This is a genomic window from Rhodopseudomonas sp. BR0C11, from assembly GCF_010820945.1.
GTDB lineage: Bacteria > Pseudomonadota > Alphaproteobacteria > Rhizobiales > Xanthobacteraceae > Rhodopseudomonas > Rhodopseudomonas palustris_H.
This window is the reverse complement of sequence record NZ_QTKI01000738.1, coordinates 1-1,088: the sequence shown is the minus strand read 5'-3', so window position 1 is coordinate 1,088 and position 1,088 is coordinate 1. Positions and strand designations below refer to the sequence as shown.

Here is a 1,088-nt window from a genome sequence, read left to right as displayed (position 1 = left end):
CCCGCTGATCCGGCGCCAGCTCCAGGCGGGTCTTCTTCAGGAGTTCGGTGAGTGCAGATGCGGCGGTGAACACTTTGCTGGCCGGCTGCGCCCCGGGCTCCGTCACCGCCTGGCGCGCGGCGAAGCGCAGATCGCTCATCCGCCGCTCGATCTCTTCGGCAAGATCGCCGACGCTCTGCAGCCGCTGCAATTCGCCGAAGGTGCGGTCGATATGCCGGATCGCCACCACGCTGCCGATCGAGGTGGCGGCGATGATCGTCAGCAGCAACAGGAAGCTGCCGAACGTCATCTGTCCGATCGAGAGCGTGCGTGTCTTCACGCTCTGGATGAACGATGAAACAGCGTTTGGCATGCTGACGAGACCGGCGCTCCCTGTGCGGGCGTCTTCCTCCCGCACTTGCGCTGCCGACAGTACAGCGTCGGTGCGCTGTCAACAATCGCCGAAGCAGCCCCGGGCAGCACTGGGCTGCCGGGGTCTTTTAGGTTGTGGTGGAAGCGATCGCCGCCCGGGATCAGCCGGGCGGCAGCAATGTGTCGACGGCTATTTCTTCGGCCGGATCGCGTCCGCGGTGCCTTGGATGAAGGCCTGGATTTTCACCACGTCGGCTTCGGTCAGCTTGCCGGTGAAGTCCGGCATGCCCTTGTCGCGGAACGGCCCCTTGAACACGATGTCCTTGAGGTGAGAGATCCGCTCGGTCGTTGAATAGCCGAGATTCTTGACGTTGCCGCCGCGGTCGACGCCGGGCACGCCGTGGCAGGTGGCGCAAGCGGCGACGTAGATCGCCGTCCCCTCCGCCACGTCCTTCGGATCGTACTCGATGCCGGTGAGCAGATTGCCCATCTGATACTTGGCGAACTCTGGCATCTTGGCCTTGCCGCCGACCGCGAAGGTGTACACCGTGCCCGGCGCTTCGGTCTCGGTGGCGCGGGCGCTGATGCCGAACACGCCGCCCCAGCCGACCGCGATCGAAACGTATTGCACGCCGTCGACCATGTAGGTCGCAGGCGCCGCCACCGCGCCGGTGCCGAGCGGGCTCTCCCACAGCTTCTCGCCGGTCTTGGCGTTGTAGGCGACGCAACGGCCGTCA

At 65.8% G+C, this 1,088-nt stretch carries 1 protein-coding gene and 1 pseudogene; both read right to left on the bottom strand.

From position 1 onward, the window contains the following. A pseudogene (locus DYI24_RS27015) lies at positions 1 to 352 on the bottom strand (histidine kinase); the annotation flags it as partial. Positions 353 to 541: 189 nt separating this feature from the next. Next, positions 542 to 1,088 (bottom strand): c-type cytochrome (locus DYI24_RS27010; RefSeq protein WP_164574506.1); only part of this gene is annotated, 547 nt, incomplete at its 5' end.